General features: G+C 62.4%; 17 protein-coding genes. 9 read left to right on the forward strand and 8 right to left on the reverse strand.

The genetic code is table 11. From position 1 onward, the window contains the following. Positions 1 to 31: 31 nt before the first annotated feature. The 6 genes from JFN90_RS15375 to hemW form a co-directional block, all read right to left on the reverse strand. Positions 32 to 565: a phospholipase D-like domain-containing protein gene (locus JFN90_RS15375; RefSeq protein ID WP_199396010.1), complete on the reverse strand. Its 534-nt coding sequence runs from the start codon at positions 563 to 565 to the stop codon at positions 32 to 34. Beyond that, the gene (dnaJ, locus tag JFN90_RS15380; RefSeq protein WP_199396011.1) at positions 562 to 1,683 is read right to left on the reverse strand and encodes a molecular chaperone DnaJ; all 1,122 of its coding nucleotides are present in this window, start codon (positions 1,681 to 1,683) and stop codon (positions 562 to 564) included. Before dnaJ ends, JFN90_RS15375 begins: the two co-directional genes overlap by 4 nt. Positions 1,684 to 1,804: 121 nt before the next feature. Further along, positions 1,805 to 3,724 (reverse strand): molecular chaperone DnaK, encoded by a 1,920-nt coding sequence (gene dnaK, locus JFN90_RS15385; protein ID WP_199396012.1) that lies wholly within the window; start codon positions 3,722 to 3,724, stop codon positions 1,805 to 1,807. 152 nt (positions 3,725 to 3,876) lie between these two features. Then, entirely contained in the window at positions 3,877 to 4,443 is a 567-nt protein-coding gene (gene grpE, locus JFN90_RS15390) for a nucleotide exchange factor GrpE (protein WP_199396013.1), read from the reverse strand. Between the two features lie 25 nt (positions 4,444 to 4,468). Beyond that, positions 4,469 to 5,503, reverse strand: coding sequence for a heat-inducible transcriptional repressor HrcA (gene hrcA, locus JFN90_RS15395; RefSeq protein ID WP_199396014.1), 1,035 nt, complete (start codon positions 5,501 to 5,503; stop codon positions 4,469 to 4,471). A gap of 114 nt (positions 5,504 to 5,617) precedes the next feature. Then, the gene (hemW, locus tag JFN90_RS15400; protein ID WP_199396015.1) at positions 5,618 to 6,763 is read right to left on the reverse strand and encodes a radical SAM family heme chaperone HemW; all 1,146 of its coding nucleotides are present in this window, start codon (positions 6,761 to 6,763) and stop codon (positions 5,618 to 5,620) included. Between the two features lie 181 nt (positions 6,764 to 6,944). Here hemW and JFN90_RS15405 point away from each other — a divergent pair, with 181 nt between their 5' ends. The 8 genes from JFN90_RS15405 (at position 6,945) to JFN90_RS15440 (ending at position 12,953) form a co-directional block, all read left to right on the forward strand. Next, a complete protein-coding gene (locus JFN90_RS15405) occupies positions 6,945 to 7,724 on the forward strand; it encodes a carbon-nitrogen family hydrolase (protein ID WP_199396016.1) in 780 nt (259 codons plus the stop codon). Positions 7,725 to 7,967: 243 nt separating this feature from the next. Further along, entirely contained in the window at positions 7,968 to 8,642 is a 675-nt protein-coding gene (gene tolQ / locus JFN90_RS15410; protein ID WP_199396017.1) for a protein TolQ, read from the forward strand. Between the two features lie 3 nt (positions 8,643 to 8,645). Next, the gene (gene tolR, locus JFN90_RS15415) at positions 8,646 to 9,065 is read left to right on the forward strand and encodes a protein TolR (protein ID WP_199396018.1); all 420 of its coding nucleotides are present in this window, start codon (positions 8,646 to 8,648) and stop codon (positions 9,063 to 9,065) included. After that, a complete protein-coding gene (locus JFN90_RS15420) occupies positions 9,062 to 9,820 on the forward strand; it encodes a cell envelope integrity protein TolA (RefSeq protein WP_199396019.1) in 759 nt (252 codons plus the stop codon). The genes tolR and JFN90_RS15420 overlap by 4 nt, the downstream gene beginning before the upstream one ends. A 2-nt stretch (positions 9,821 to 9,822) precedes the next feature. Beyond that, entirely contained in the window at positions 9,823 to 11,040 is a 1,218-nt protein-coding gene (gene tolB / locus JFN90_RS15425) for a Tol-Pal system beta propeller repeat protein TolB (RefSeq protein ID WP_199396148.1), read from the forward strand. Positions 11,041 to 11,155: 115 nt separating this feature from the next. Continuing rightward, complete coding sequence (gene pal / locus JFN90_RS15430) at positions 11,156 to 11,746, forward strand: peptidoglycan-associated lipoprotein Pal (protein ID WP_199396020.1); 591 nt, start codon at positions 11,156 to 11,158, stop codon at positions 11,744 to 11,746. 70 nt (positions 11,747 to 11,816) lie between these two features. Next, a complete protein-coding gene (ybgF, locus tag JFN90_RS15435; RefSeq protein WP_199396021.1) occupies positions 11,817 to 12,668 on the forward strand; it encodes a tol-pal system protein YbgF in 852 nt (283 codons plus the stop codon). Positions 12,669 to 12,764: 96 nt separating this feature from the next. Next, the gene (locus JFN90_RS15440) at positions 12,765 to 12,953 is read left to right on the forward strand and encodes a hypothetical protein (protein WP_199396022.1); all 189 of its coding nucleotides are present in this window, start codon (positions 12,765 to 12,767) and stop codon (positions 12,951 to 12,953) included. 66 nt (positions 12,954 to 13,019) lie between these two features. Here the strand turns inward: JFN90_RS15440 and JFN90_RS15445 are convergent, their stop codons facing one another. Together JFN90_RS15445 and tatB are read right to left on the reverse strand one after the other, a co-directional pair. Continuing rightward, complete coding sequence (locus JFN90_RS15445) at positions 13,020 to 13,439, reverse strand: hypothetical protein (protein WP_199396023.1); 420 nt, start codon at positions 13,437 to 13,439, stop codon at positions 13,020 to 13,022. Positions 13,440 to 13,544: 105 nt separating this feature from the next. Beyond that, entirely contained in the window at positions 13,545 to 13,886 is a 342-nt protein-coding gene (gene tatB, locus JFN90_RS15450) for a Sec-independent protein translocase protein TatB (RefSeq protein ID WP_199396024.1), read from the reverse strand. Positions 13,887 to 14,084: 198 nt separating this feature from the next. On the opposite strand from tatB, the gene nadA reads away from it, so the two are divergent. Continuing rightward, on the forward strand, positions 14,085 to 14,999 hold the full coding sequence (gene nadA / locus JFN90_RS15455; protein WP_199396025.1) for a quinolinate synthase NadA: 915 nt from the start codon (positions 14,085 to 14,087) through the stop codon (positions 14,997 to 14,999). The last annotated feature ends 33 nt before the right edge of the window (positions 15,000 to 15,032 follow it).

Below are 15,032 nucleotides of genomic sequence, written 5' to 3' on the forward strand. Positions count from 1 at the left end.
TTGCGGCTTCGCGGCTTTGCGTGACCTTTTTTTACCTGATCCCTTCGAGGTACCTGGTCACCTGCGCCGCCAGTTCGGGTGCATCCAACAGCACTGAAAGCTCCCGGTTCCGGGTCAGCGCCGCGTGGGACAGGTTGTGGCTGCCGATCATGACGTACCGATCGTCGATGACCACGGCCTTGGCGTGCGTGGTGCGCCTGCCACGCGGGAAGATCACCCGTACCCCCTGGCGCGCCAGATAACCGGCGGCGGCGCAGTTGTCGCTCCCGACCGAATCCTCCGCTTCCAGGATCACGGTGACGTCCACCCCGCGCCCCCTGGCCTGGGCCAGGTCCTGCGCGATCTGCGCCGGGAGGTTCCCCCTGCGCCCGGTGACCTTGAAAAGGTAAAAGGCGCAGATGATGCGCCTTTTCGCCCCGCGGATCCGCTCCGTGATCGCGCCGGAGTAGGCGCTGTCCGCCAGCAGCGTCGCCTGCGCGGGGGCGCTCAGGGCCGGCGCGGGACGGGCGGCCAGGAAAACAACGGCCACAAGCCCCGCCACGCACCGGGTGAGCGTCCTGATCACGTGAAAATGTCCATCACTTTGGCGAAGAAGTTCCTGCGCATCGGATTCACGTCCTCGCCGCTGATGCGCGCCAGCTCCTCCAGGAGCTCACGCTGCTGCTTGTTCAGGTTGATGGGGGTTTCCACCTTGGCGATGACCAGGTGGTCGCCGCGCCCGTATCCCTGCAGCGCCGGGACGCCCTTGCCGCGCATCCTGAATACGGCGCCGGACTGGGTTCCTTCCGGGATCTTCATGTTCACCTTGCCGTCCAGCGTGGGCACCTCGATCTCGCATCCCAGAGCCGCCTGGGTGAAGCTGATGGGGATCTCGCACACGACGTCGTTGTCTTCGCGCCGGAAGATGGAGTGTTCGCGCACGGTGAGCGCCACGTAGAGGTCGCCGTTGGCGCCCCCCTTGACTCCCTGCCCCCCTTCGCCGGAGAGCTTGAGCCGGATGCCGGTCTCCACCCCGGCGGGTACCTTCACCGAGATGGACTTCTTGTCCCGCACAGTGCCGGTGCCGCGGCAGCTCGGGCACGGATGCTCCACCACGCGCCCTTCCCCGTTGCAATGCGAGCAGGTCTTGGAAACGCTGAAGAATCCCTGCTGGAAGCGCATCTGGCCCGCACCCTGGCAGGTGGGGCAGGTCTTGGGCTGAGTGCCGGCCTTGGCGCCGGAACCGTCGCAGGTCTCGCAGCGCTTGGCGTAGGGGATGTCGATCTTCTTCTCGACCCCGAAAGCGGCCTCTTCGAAGTTGATCTCCAGGTTGTACTGTAGGTCGTCGCCCCGCTTGCCGCGCGAGGTCTTCTGGCGCCCGCCGAACACCTCCCCGAAGATATCGCCGAAGATGTCGCCGAAAGGGGAACCGCTGAAGCCGCCGAAGGGGGAGCCGTTGAAGCCGCCGCCCCCCATGCCGGCATGGCCGAACTGGTCGTAGCGGGCGCGCTTCTCGGGATCGGACAGCACCTCATAGGCCTCGGAGACCTCCTTGAATCTATCCTCGGAGCTCTTGTCGCCGGGGTTCTTGTCCGGGTGGTGCTTGATGGCCAGACGCCGGTACGCCTTCTTGATTTCGGTCTCGGAGGCGTTTTTGTTCACCTCGAGCAGTTCGTAGTAATCCTGTTTTTCACCGTTTGCCAAAGTATGCCCTCGTAACACAAAGAGCAGCGTCCCATTTCATGAGACGCTGCCCGTTGCGCGTTTTCATTTTCTAAATGCAGCGCCATCTTCTATCAAGTGGGCACCGGTTTGCAACCATTACTTACTTCTTCTCGTCCTTCACTTCTTCGAAATCTGCGTCGACGACTTTCTCGCCCTTGGCGGCTCCGCCCGCTTCCGGCTCGGCGTGCGGCTCGGCGCCTTCGGCGCCGGCTGCCTGCGCCTTGGCGTATACGGCCTCGGCCAGCTTGTGGGAGGCCTGCATCAGGGTCTCGCTCGCCTTCTTGATCTCGTCGGCGTCGCTTCCTTCCAGCGCCTTCTTGAGAGCGGCAATGCCTTCCTCGATCTTCTGCTTCTCGGCGGCGTCGATCTTGTCGCCGAACTCGTTCAAGGACTTCTCTGTGGAGTAGATCAGGTTGTCGCCCTGGTTCTTCGCCTCGATCAGCTCGCGCTTCTTCTTGTCGTCTGCGGCATGGGCCTCGGCGTCGCGCACCATCTTCTCGACTTCCTCCTTGGAGAGGCCGGAGGAGGCGGTGATGCGGATGGACTGCTCCTTGCCGGTGCCGAGGTCCTTGGCGGAGACGTGGACGATGCCGTTGGCGTCGATGTCGAAGGTGACCTCGATCTGCGGCACCCCGCGCGGAGCGGACGGGATCCCGGAGAGCTCGAAGTTGCCCAGGGTCTTGTTGTCGGACGCCATCTCGCGCTCGCCCTGCAGTACGTGGATGGAAACCGCCGGCTGGTTGTCGGCCGCGGTGGAGAACACCTGGCTCTTGCGGCACGGGATGGTGGAGTTCTTGTCGATCAGCTTGGTCATCACGCCGCCTAGGGTCTCGATGCCCAGGGAGAGCGGGGTGACGTCGAGGAGCAGCACGTCCTTCACGTCGCCGCGCAGAACGCCGCCCTGGATGGCAGCGCCGATGGCGACCACCTCGTCCGGGTTGACGCCGCGGTTGGGAACCTTGCCGAAGATGTCCTGCACCTTCTTCTGCACGATCGGCATGCGGGTCATGCCGCCCACTAGGATGACCTCGTCGATGTCGGAAGCAGAGAGCCCGGCGTCCTTCAGTGCGGTGCGGCAGGGGCCTTCCAGCTTGGCGATCAGCTCGGCGCAGATGGATTCCAGCTTGGCGCGGGTGAGCTTCATGGTCAGGTGCTTGGGACCGGACGCGTCGGCGGTGATGAAGGGGAGGTTGATGTCGGTCTCAAGCGAAGTGGAGAGCTCGCACTTCGCCTTCTCGCCCGCCTCTTTCAGCCTCTGCAGCGCCATTTTGTCGCCCCTGAGATCGATGCCCTGGTCCTTCTTGAACTCGTCGGCGATGTGATCGATGATCTTCTGGTCGAAGTCCTCGCCACCGAGGAAGGTGTCGCCGTTGGTGGACTTCACCTCGAAGACCCCTTCACCCAGTTCCAGGATGGAGACGTCGAAGGTGCCGCCGCCCAGGTCGAACACGGCGATCTTCTCGTCCTTCTTCTTGTCCAGGCCGTAGGCGAGCGCCGCCGCGGTCGGCTCGTTGATGATGCGCAGCACGTTCAGGCCCGCGATCTTGCCGGCGTCCTTGGTTGCCTGGCGCTGGGAGTCGTCGAAGTACGCCGGGACGGTGATGACCGCGTCGGTGACGGCCTCACCGAGGTAGTCCTCGGCGGTCTTTTTCATCTTCATCAACACCATGGCCGAGATCTCGGGCGGCGAGTACATCTGGCCGCGCACCTCGACCCACGCGTCGGCGTTATCGGCCTTGACGATCTTGAACGGGGAGATGGCGATGTCCTTCTTGACCGCCTCGGTATCGTACTTGCGCCCGATCAGGCGCTTGATGGCGTACAGGGTGTTCTCGGGGTTGGTGACCGCCTGGCGCTTGGCCTGCTGGCCCACCAGCCGCTCGCCGTTCTCGGCGAAAGCGATCATGGAAGGGGTGGTGCGGCTTCCCTCTGCGTTCGCTATGACAACCGGCTCCCCACCTTCCATCACTGCCACGCAGGAGTTGGTGGTCCCGAGGTCGATTCCTATTACTCTACTCATGTGATTGCCTCCTCATATGGTAACTATCGCTGTGCAAACTAGTCATGCCCCCGGCAAAAAACAAGGGGCGGGGAAAAAAAAGATAAAGACAAAGATTAAGACTAAGGAAAGCCCACGAAGTTCTTAATCTTTATCTTTGTCTCATTCTGCCGTTAAGCCGCCGGCTTAACGGCGACCGTGACCATGGCGGGACGGAGCAGCCGGTCGTTCAGCAGATACCCCTTCTGGAACACGTTCACGACGGTGTTGGGCTCCTGCTCCTCGCTCGGCACCTGGGTCATGGCCTGGTGAAAGGCAGGATCAAACGGGGTACCCGGCGGAGTTTCCACCGCGGTGACGCCGAACTTCTTCAAGGTGGAGACGAGCATGTTCAGGGTGAGTTTCACCCCCTCGACGATGGGGTCGTCCTCGCTGGCGTGCTCGATGGCGCGCTCCAGGTTGTCCAGTGACGGCAGCAGCTCGGTGATGATCTGCTCGTTGCCGTACTTCAGGATCTCTTCCTTCTCCTTCTGCACCCGCTTCCGGTAGTTCTCCAGGTCGGCCCGCTCGCGCAGGTACTTGTCCCAGTTGCCCGCCGACTCAAGCCCCTTGGCGGCCAGGGCTTCCTCGAGTTCCTTGATGCGATCCGCATCCGACAGCGGCTGGGCGAGATCCACGTTGTCCTGCGCCGCCTCCGCCTTTTTGTCATGCTGGTGCGCATCGTGTTTTTTCTTGTCCATCCCTTTGTACTCTCCTTTTCTCGCGCTACTCGGTTTCGAGCAGGCGGCTGATCAGTTTGGCGGTGTAATCGACGATCGGGATCACCCGGCCGTACCCCATCCGGGTCGGGCCGATCACTCCGAGCACCCCGACCGTGTCCTTACCGGTCAGGTAGGTCGAGGTGACCAGGCTCATCCCCTCCATCTTGAGCAGGGGGGATTCCGAGCCGATGAAGATCTGCACCCCCTCGGCCTGCATGGAGCGGTCCAGCAGGTCCAGAAGGAGGCTCTTCTTCTCGAAGGCGCGGAAGATCTCGCGCATCTTGGCGGTGTCGGCGAATTCCGGCTGGTCCAGGATGTTCGCCTGTCCCTCCAGGAAGATCTCGGCGCTGTCGGTTCTGATGGTCTGCTCGGAGAGCGCCAGCGCCTTCGCCATCATTGAGTCGTAGCGCACCTTCTCGCTCTGCATCTCGGCTATCAGCCGTTCGCGCACCTGGGCTAGGGTCAGCCCCTGCAGCATCCCGTTCAGGTAGTTGGCCATGCGGACCAGATCCTCCTGCGGGAGCTCCTCCTCGGTTTCCAGGAGCCGATTCTGCACGGTGCCGTTCTGCGAGACCAGGATGGCGAGGATGCGGTGGCTGGACAGCTTGACGAATTCCATCTGGTGGAAGACGTTGGCGGCCATCCGCGGCGCCATCACCACCCCCATGTAGCTCGAAGTGGTGGAGAGGAGCCGGCTTGCTTCCTTGAGCATCTCGGCGGGATCCCTCCCCGCCATGCGGCAGCGCCTGCGGATCTCGTCGCGCTTGCCCGCAGTGAGATTCTGTTTCGCCTCCAGGATCGAATTGACGTAGAGGCGGTATGCCTTGTCGGTGGGGATGCGACCGGCGGAGGTATGCGGCGAGGTCAAAAGCCCCATCTCCTCCAGGTCGGACATCACGTTGCGCACCGTGGCCGGCGAAAGCGCCAGCGCATGGCTGCGGGTAATGGTCCTGCTCCCTACCGGTTCGGCAGTCGTTATATAGTCCTCGATGACTGCTTCGAGGATTCTTTTACCCCTTTCGGAGAGCTGTTCTTCCATAGACGTGGTCCTCAAAAGCGTTTAGCACTCAAAAAGTTCGAGTGCTAAACGAACTTCAAGTTAGCAACGCGTCTTTGCTTTGTCAAGGGGTTCTCTGGCGAGATAAAAGCGGATTTACAGAAAGCGGGAAAAGATGCTGTTGGCGATGATTACCGAGCTGTCGGCGAGACGGATGCGCCCTCCGTCGGCGACCAGGAGACCGGCCTGCTGCAGCCGCTCCACCTCCGCCAACTGGCCTGCCAGTGCGTCCTCGCCGAAGCAAGCCTTGATGGGGGCGAGGTCCAGGCCGCTCAGGACGCGCAGCCCCAGGAAAAAGCTCTCGGCAACCGCGTCCTGTAGCGAGAGCTGCACCTCGTCCCGCTCGGGGAGAAGGCCCGCGGCGAGGGCGGTGCGGTAGTCGTCCAAGTCGGCGGCGTTGTTCCAGCGGCGCCCGAGGCCGTCGGGGTTCCAGAAGGAATGCGCGCCGGAGCCGAAACCGAGGTAGCTCTGCCGGCTCCAGTAGGATTGGTTGTGGCGGGAAAAGCGGCCGGGTCTGCCGAAGTTGGAGATCTCGTAATGGAGGTAGCCGGCGCCGGTCAAAAGCTCGGCCGTCGTCTCGAACATGCGCGCCGCCTCTTCCTCCCCCGGTAGGACCAGCTCCCCGCCCTGGTAGAGCTTCTCGAACGGGGTCCCCTCCTCGATGGAGAGCGCGTAGGCCGAAACGTGCTCGGGAGCGAGCGCGATCCCTTGGGCCAGCGCGGCGCGCCAGTCCTCAAGAGTCTGCCCCGGGAGGGAGTGCATCAGGTCGATGCTGATATTGTCGAAACCGGCCCGGCGTGCCTGGTCGAAAGCAGCCAGCGCCTGTGGCACGCTATGCGCACGGCCGAGCCTTTCCAGCAGGCGCTCCTCAAAGGACTGGATCCCCAGCGACAATCGGTTCACCCCCGCGGCCCGGTAGCCGGCCAGCCGCTCCGGGGTGAGGGTCCCCGGGTTCGCCTCCAGGGTCACCTCCGCCCCCTGCTCGAGGCCAAAGCGAAGCGCCGCCTGCTCGATCAGGCGCCCCACCAGCTCCGGCACCATGAGCGACGGCGTCCCGCCGCCGAGATACAGGGTCGGCGCCTGCACCGGCTCGGGGAGGGCCTCCTGGCGCAGCTCCATCTCGCGCAGCAAAAGCTCCACGTAGCCGTCCAGTTCGGCGCCGGACCAGGCGGTGGAATTGAAGTCGCAGTACAGGCACTTTTTCAGGCAGAAGGGGAAATGTATATAGAGACCGGCTCTCATGGCTCTCGCGCTCCTTGACACGCCAGCTAACGTTCTAGCAGATCCGCACTCTCCTTGTCACGCAAAAGCGCCGCAACTGCACGAAGATGCTTGAAATCCTCGATTAGGAAGATTACACTTCGAAACCTTCAGGCGCCTCACGCAAAGACGCAAAGGCGCAAAGGGAAAAACGGGAGGGGACATGCAGAAGAGCATCAAGGCGGCCGCGCTGCAGTTCAACATAGCGCTCGGAGACATCGACAAGAACCTCGCCTACGTCACCGATAAACTGCGCCAGCTCGCCCGCGACGGGGTGGAACTCGCGGTCCTGCCGGAGATGTGGAGCTGCGGCTTCGACTACCGCCAGTTGAACCAGCTGGCCCTGCGTACCCCGGCCCTGGTGGAGCGGATACTGGCGCTTTCGGGGGAACTGGCCATGACCATCGTGGGGAGCCTGCCGGAGCCGCACGGCGAGAAGGTCTACAACACAGCCTACGTCGCCGACCGCGGCAGGTTGGCCGGCAGCTACCGAAAGATGCACCTCTTCGGCCTCATGCAGGAGGACCGGCACCTGGACCGCGGCGACGCCGTCTGCCTGGTCGACACCAGCGTCGGCAAGATCGGCGTCATCATCTGCTACGATCTCCGCTTCCCGGAACTTACGCGCAGGCTTGCCGTGGACGGCGCCGAGATCATCGTCGTCACCGGCGAGTGGCCCAAGCCGCGCGAGGAGCACTGGCGCACCCTGATCCGCGCCCGCGCCATCGAAAACCAGCTCTTCGTGGTCGCCACCAACACCTGCGGCATGATCGGCAAGCTCGACTTCTTCGGCTCCTCGTTAATCGTCAACCCCAAAGGGGAGCTCCTGGCTGAAGGGGGCTACGAGAACTGTGAGCCGACCGCGCTCCTCGACCCCGCCGAGATCACCTCCTGGCGCGCAAGCATCAGCTGCTTTCAGGACCGGCGGCCGGAGTGCTATTAGGGTAAAGCTAAAGGCCAAACGCGAAGGCGCAAAGGCGCAAAGCCACGAAGAAAAGACTTTGACAAAAGACTGAAGGTTTTAACTGCTTAAAGTCTTGGCGCCTTCGCGGCTCCGCGTCTTTGCGTTGAAGCTTTTGGATGTGCCTTGCCCCAGCGCCGCACGGCACGTGTTTCCTGTTGACTTCCCCAATGGTTCAGCATATTTTTCCAGTTTGATTTCCATCTAACCGCGGAGGGTTGCTACGTGGGCATGCTTGCATCGACCGGCCTGGTCGTAAAACTGGTACTTTTGCTGTTGCTCTATTTCTCGGTGGTCTCCTGGGGCATCATCTTCTACAAGCTGCTGCAGGTGTACCGCGCCAACGGCGCCTCCGAGCGCTTCCTGGAATTCTTCTGGAAAGCCAAGCGCTTCGACGCCATCAACTCGCAACTGGACCGCTTCGAGCACTCCCCCCTCACCGTCTTGTTCCAGGAGGGCTACGGCGAGCTTCGGAAACTGCAGGAAAAGGTCGAGGAGAAGGCTGATCCGAACAGCGTCAGCACCGACCTCGGCGGGGTCGACAACATCGCCCGCGCCCTGCGCCGCGCCACCACGATCGAAATCACCCGGCTGGAAAAGTACCTGACCTTCCTGGCCACCACCGGCGCCACCGCACCGTTCGTCGGCCTCTTCGGCACCGTCTGGGGCATCATGACCGCCTTCGAGAAGATCGGCCAGAGTGGCTCCGCATCCCTGGCAGTCGTCGCCCCGGGCATCGCCGAGGCGCTCATCGCCACTGCCATCGGCCTGGTCGCCGCCATCCCGGCCGTCATGGGCTACAACCACTTCCAGCACAAGATCAAGGTGCTCATCTCCGAGATGGACAGCTTCTCCACCGAATTCCTCAACATCGTACAGCGCAACTTCGCGGGGAGATAAGCCATGGAGTTCGGCAACAGGGAAAACGGCGATCGCGGCACCATGTCGCAGATAAACGTCACACCTCTGGTCGACGTCATGCTGGTGCTCTTGATCATCTTCATGGTCACCGCGCCGATGATGCAGCAGGGGGTCCAGGTCAACCTCCCCAAGGCGGACACCAAGTCGCTGGCGCCCAAGGAGGACACCCTGGTGGTCTCCGTCGAGCAGTCCGGCAAGACTTTCATCAACTCGACCGAGATTCCGGCTGACCAATTGAAAGACAAACTGACCACCATGCTGGCCGGCCGCGAGAAGCGCGAGGTGTTCCTCAAGGCGGACCAGGCGGTCCCCTACGGTGACGTGGTCCGCGTCATGGCCCAGATCAAGGGAGCCGGCGTGGAGCGCCTGGGCATGGTGACGGAGTCCCCGCAACGCCGATGAAAACCGCGTTCACGCGCAACTACCCGGGACCGGGGGGGATGCTGGCCATCTCCCTCGTCTGCCACCTGGTCGTGTTCCTGGTCATCGTCAACTGGCACTTCCTCCCTGAGTTCCATCAGGACGAAACCCCGGTTACCTACGTCGACATGGTGACGCTGCCGGTAGCCTCACCGCAAAGCGGCATGCCCGCGCCGCCTGCTCCGGCCGAGACCAAGGCTCCCGCCGCGCCGGCCCCAGCCCCTCCGGCTCCTGCCAAGCCGGCCATGGCCCTGCCGACCAAGCCCGCAGCGAAGACGCCGCCCGCGAAACCCAAGGCCCAAACCGAAGCGCAGCAAAAAGAGGCCGAGGACAAGGCCTTCAACGAACGAATGGCCAAAATGCAGCAAAAGGCCGAAGAGCGGCGCCAGGCCGCGGTGCTGGATGCCCTCAAGAAAAGGGGGAGTAGCCGCACCGGGATGCCGGGAGCGACCGGAAACCAGGCGGGGAGCGACTATTCCTCCTACCTGCAGTCCCGGCTCAGGGACGCACTCAAACAGGTCATCGCCACGCAGACCAAGGCACCGCAGGTGATCGCCACCATCACGGTCTCCCCCGACGGCAGCATCGACTACCGGGTGGAAAAGGGGTCGGGGGACCCCTTCTTCGACGACGCCGTGCAACGGGCGGTCGCGCTGGCAGGCAAGACACTGGTGCCCCCGCCCAACCACACTCAGTACAAACGCGTGTTCCGCTTCATGCCTGAAGGGGTGAAATAGTGATAACAAGAATCCTTCTGCTACTGCTGATACTGCTGATGGGGCCCCAGGGCTTCGCGGCGGAGAGTTACCTCGACGTCACCGCCCCGACCTCCGGGAAGATGAAGCTGGCCATCGCGCCCACCACGGCGCTCTCCGGCACCGTTGCCGGCGACGCGCGGGAGCTCCCCGAGCTGTTCGGGTTCGACCTCGGCATCGCCGGCCCCTTCGAGATCGCACCGACCGAGGCGGGGGGCACGCTGCTTTTAAAGAGCGCCTACGGCGTGCAGGGTGACACCGCCATCCTCGAGTGCCGCCTGGTGGACCAGGTGCTGAACCGGGAGGTCATCGCCAAGCGCTACAGCGGCCGCCTCAAGGACCTGCGCCGCATGGGGCACGCCTTCTCCGACGAGGTGCTGCGCGTGCTGACCGGCGAGAAGGGCCCCTTCACCGGCAAGATCGCCTACGTATCCAAAGCCTCCGGCAACAAGGAGATCTTCATCATGGATTACGACGGGCGCAACCCGCAGCGGCTCACCAATAACGGATCGATCAACCTCTACCCCGACTTCGCCCCCTCCGGCAAGGAGATCATCTACACCTCCTACAAGAAGGGGAATCCCGACCTGTATCGCCGCGAGCTTTTCACCGGGCAGGAGGCGCGCGTCTCTGCCAGAAGCGGCCTGAACGCCATGGGTGTCTTCTCCCAGGACGGCAACAAGATCGCCCTAGTCCTTTCCAAGGACGGCAACTCGGAGATCTACCAGATGAGCCGGGACGGCAAGGAGTTGGTGCGGCTCACCAACAACCACGCCATCGACGTCTCCCCCGCCTGGTCTCCCGACGGCTCCAGAATCGCCTTCGTCTCCGACCGCTTGGGCAAGCCGCAGCTCTTCGTGATGGACGCCAACGGCGGCAACCTGAGACGCCTCACCACCAACGGTGCCTACAACGTGACCCCGCGCTGGTCCCCCAAGGGGAATCGCATCGTCTACGCGCGCAAGGAGGGGGGCTTCCAGATCTACGCGATCAATCCCGACGGCACCGGCGACACCCAGTTGACCAAGGTGGGGAGCAACGAGCACCCGCGCTACTCACCCGACGGACGTTTCATCGTCTTCAGCTCGACCCGCGACGGCGGCGAGGGGCTGTACCTGATGCGCGCCGACGGCAGCGGGCAGACCAGGATCTCCCCGGACCGGGCGCAGAACACCCACCCGACTTGGTCGGTGAACTGGTAATTGCGAAGCATTACCGTTGCCCAACCTCGAAAAGGTGGGTATACTCTCAGTCGTTTTTTACAAGGGGCATCGGCAGCAGCGATGCCCATATTCCATAGATCAAAAGGAGTGGGGAATGCGCAAGAATATCGCCGGATGCCTGGTTGTTCTTTGCATGGGAGCTTTGGTAGCGGGAGGCTGCGCCAAGAAAGACATGGTCAAGCCCGAGGAGGCAGCTCCGTCGGTCACGGCACCCGCCCCCGAAACGGCTAAACCGGCCCAGGAGGCCCCGACGCAGAAGGCCCCGGTCACCGAGCAGACCCCGGTCCGCGAGCCGGTGGTGGCGCAGGAGCCGGTGCGCGAGAGTTCCAAGGCGCCGTCGGGCGACCTGCAGGGGCAGTTGCAGAAGATCTACTTCAACTTCGATTCTTCCGACCTCTCCGAAGAGTCGCGCAACATCCTCACCAAGAATGCCGAGTACCTGAGCAGGCAGCAGTCGCTCAAGATCCGCATCGAGGGGAACTGCGACGAGCGCGGCTCCGACGACTACAACATGGCGCTGGGCGAGAGAAGGGCCAAGGCCGCCAAGGATTACCTGGTCAACCTGGGCATCTCCTCCGAGCGCATCAGCATCATCAGCTACGGCGAAGAGAAACCTGTCGACGCAGGCCACGACGAAGCGGCTTGGGCCAAGAACAGAAGGGACGAATTCGTCGTCGCGAAGTGACGCGTACCACGCAGCCCAAAGGAGCCTTCGGGCTCCTTTTTTTATCGACCGTCCTTAAAGGAGGTTTGTCATGAGGTTTACAAGGGGGGCGCTGGGAGCGCTGGTACTGCTTACGTTTTTCGGCTGTGCCAGCCAGACCGACCTGGAGTCGGTGCGCCGCGACAACGACGAGATCAAAAACCGTCTCTTCACGCTGGACCGGGGACTGAACGAGGTCCGCGGCGAGGTGAAGGAAGGGGTGGAGAAGTCCCTGGCCGGCTACCGGCAAAGCCTGGAGTCACTACAGGCTGACATGGCGGGGTACCAAAAGGAGATGGCGACCATCCGCAAGGGTGGAGCGGACCTGCAGGCGACCCTGGAGAGCGCCAGGGTGGACATGCAGCTCTTGACCGGCAAGGTCGACGACGTGCGCATCCTGGCCCAGAAGCCGGCCGACGACATCGCCCTATTGAAGGAAGACCTGAACAAGAGGCTGGCCGCGCTCGAGGCGCGCATGACCAAGCTGGAGAAGGGGGTCGAGGAGCAGCAAGCGAAGGCGGCTGCGGCGCTCAAGTCCCCGGAGCAACTCTACCAGCAGGGTCAGGATGCCCTCAAGGCCGGCCAGGGTGCCAAGGCCCGCGAGCTGTTCGCGAGCTTCCTGGTGCAGTACCCTAAGCACAACCTGGCGGCCAACGCCCAGTACTGGATCGGCGAGAGCTATTACCAGGAGAAGAACTACGAGCAGGCGGTGCTGGAGTTCCAGGAAGTCATCAAGAACTATCCGGACAAGGAAAAGGCGCCCGCCGCCATGCTGAAACAGGGCATGGCTTTCAGGGAGTTGGGAGACAACAAGAGCGCCGCCTACATCCTGAAGAAGCTGGTGGACGAGCACCCAAAATCGGAAGAGGCGAAGATCGCCAGAGACAAGTTCAAGATCAAGTAGCTCAAAACAAAGAACCGATTACCGAAAGGCCCTCCTGCCAGAGCGGGAGGGCCTTCCCGTTTGCGGCCGCGGCCGCCACGGGAAAAGGAGAGCACCATGTTCCTCGCCAGAGACAAGAACAACGACCTGTACCTTTTCGACAAACTCCCGGTGAAGGGGAACGAATGCTGGTGGGCTGAGACGGGGGTGGACGGCACCTACCTGAAGCTGGACAAGTCCCTCTACCCGGAGATCACCTGGGAGAGCGAGCCGGTCCCGGCCGAGTTGGTGCTGGCGCAAAAATAGGCTGGGGGGGGAATTCGCACGAGTTCTGCGCGGTGTAGGGGTGAATAATCATTCGCCCGCCTTTAGCTACATGGGGCGGAAATCCGGTTTGATGTTCTCCGGAGTGTAGTTCTGGGCCACGATCCATCCCTTACCCGGCACCAGTCTCGGTTCCAGGCGGCAGGCGATGTAGCCGATCAGGTTGACGGGCTCGGGCAGATCCGAGGCGATGGTGACCACGCGGAAGCCGATGAACTCCCCCTCCTCCGGATAGCCCGGCGCGCCTTTCAAGGTGCAGCTCCAGAGGTGCAACGGCCGGTCGGGGGCAGCGAGGCTTATCAGGAAGGTGCGCTCGCCGTCGCGGTTCAGACCGCCCGATTCCTCAACCAGGGCCGGAACTAGGCCGCCGATGAGCGGGGTGTAGCCGATGGAGCAGGCGTGGGCGAAAGCAGCGGCGCTGTCGGGAAACTGCAGTTCCTCTTTCTTCTTCCTGAACCAATTTAACATGGCGTCACCTGTGGCCGCCCAGCGCGGGCCCTCGGTCATGCAGCTTTCAGGTAAGAAAAAAGGCGGGATCACCCCGCCTTTTTCGCGTCCAGATTTTGGCTGATGTTAGGCCTTCTTCTCCGCTTCTGCTGCAGTCGCTGCAGTCGCGGCAGCCGGTACCGGTTCGGCGGCAGCGGTCCCCTCGACCTTCGCCTTGAGCTCCTCGGCCTCACGCACCTTCTCTTCCTCGGCCTTCTTCTTGGCCTCGGCAAGCTTCGCCAGATGCTCTTTCTCCTCTTCGGTCCTGCTGTCGGCCTCTATGGTCTGCTTGAAATCGTCGGTGGCCTTCTTAAACTCGGCCAGCCCCTTGCCCAGGGACTTCGCCAGGTCCGGCAGCTTCTGCGGGCCGATGACGATCAGTGCTATGACCAAAATGATGACCAGTTCAGGCATCCCGATTCCGAACATACTATTTACCTCGCTTGGTATGCGTCAAACACGCGTTTGTCATACAAAAAGTCCAAAAAATAATAGAGGTTTTACCGACGGGTGTCAAGCTTGCAAAGGTAGGACCTTAATTGGTTTGACATGATCCCGAACATTGTCTAAGATCGGTCCTGTTTACCATATATTTCAAATGAGAATGACAGTTTGGTGGTGACAAACATGACGCAGGATTCTTTAAAGTCTGATATTAAGGCATTGCTCAAAGAGCGTAAAGCCGTCCTCCTGGCGCACAACTACATGCGCGACGAAGTACAGGAGATCGCTGACATAACCGGAGACTCGCTGGCTCTGTCCATGGAGGCGGCCAAGACTGACGCTGACGTGATCGTCTTCTGCGGCGTCCATTTCATGGCCGAATCGGCCTCCATCCTGGCACCGGAAAAGACCGTACTGCTCCCCCGCCTGGATGCCGGCTGCCCGATGGCTGACATGGTCTCGGCCGAGGAGCTGAAAAAACTGAAGGCGCAGCTGCCCGGCGTGCCGGTGGTGACCTACGTGAACTCTTCCGCCGCGGTCAAGGCCGAGAGCGACATCTGCTGCACCTCCGCCAACGCCCTCAAGGTGGTCCAGTCCATGAGCGAGAAGGAGATCATCTTCGCGCCGGACAAGAACCTGGGGAGCTACGTGGCCCGCTTCACCGACAAGAAGTTCCACCTCTGGGAGGGGTACTGCCCGACCCACGAGAGGCTCCGCCCCGAAGTGGTCAAGGAACTGAAAGAGCAGAACCCCGGCGCGCCCTTCGTCTGCCATCCCGAGTGCAACCCCGCCGTGGTGGCGCTGGCCGACCACGTCTGTTCCACTACCGGCATGTACGACTACTGCAAGAAAAGCGACGCCAAGCGCTTCATCATCGGCACCGAGGCCGGCATCCTTTGGCGCCTCAAGCGGGAGAACCCGGACAAGGAGTTCATCCTCGCCTCCCCGGCCCTCATCTGCCCCAACATGAAGCTCACCTCGCTGGAAGACGTGCACGAGGCGCTCACCAGCATGAGCCCCGTGGTCAAGGTCCCCGAGGAGGTCCGCATCCCCGCCAAGCGCGCCTTGGACCGGATGCTGGCCATCCCGAGGGACTAACAAGGTGGGGACTAGGGACTAGGGGCTAGTAGA

Origin of the sequence: Geomonas propionica (assembly GCF_016458235.1) — a bacterium.
Classification (GTDB): Bacteria; Desulfobacterota; Desulfuromonadia; order Geobacterales; family Geobacteraceae; genus Geomonas; species Geomonas propionica.